Annotated in this window: 1 protein-coding gene; it reads right to left on the bottom strand. The window is 73.5% G+C overall.

The features are described from left to right. Nucleotides 1–105: 105 nt before the first annotated feature. Nucleotides 106–393 (bottom strand): type 1 glutamine amidotransferase family protein (locus tag MPC4_RS05325; RefSeq protein WP_483308680.1); only part of this gene is annotated, 288 nt, incomplete at its 5' end.

The following is a 393-nucleotide window of genomic DNA, read 5'->3' as shown; positions in this document are numbered from 1 at the left end:
GGTTGGCGATGCGCAGCGCCTCCGCCGGCCCGGCCCAGTCGAGCACCAGGCTGTGCGGCAGCAGCGCGAAGACGACGTGGATCGGCGGCAGGCCGGCGTCGGACTTCAGGGCTGCGGAGTGCTGCGGGGATCGGGGTTCCATGGCGTGTCCATCTGCCGGGCCGTGCGTTCGGCGAGCGCGCGGCCGGCGAGGCGTTCTACCAGATGCAGCGACAGATCGATCCCCGCGCTGATGCCGGCCGAGGTGAACAGCCGGCCGGCACCGCCATGATCCACCCAGCGCACCCCGGTGCGCACGTCGAGTGGCGGGAACCTCGCGCGCAGGTCGTCCACGTCCTCCCAGTGCGTGGTCACCGCGCCGTCCCGCACCACGCCCGCGGCCGCGAGCAGGAA

Origin of the sequence: Methylocella tundrae (genome assembly GCF_901905185.1) — a bacterium.
GTDB classification, from domain to species: domain Bacteria; phylum Pseudomonadota; class Alphaproteobacteria; order Rhizobiales; family Beijerinckiaceae; genus Methylocapsa; species Methylocapsa tundrae.
Note: the sequence above shows the minus strand (reverse complement) of the source record. Positions and strands in the feature narration are given on the sequence as shown.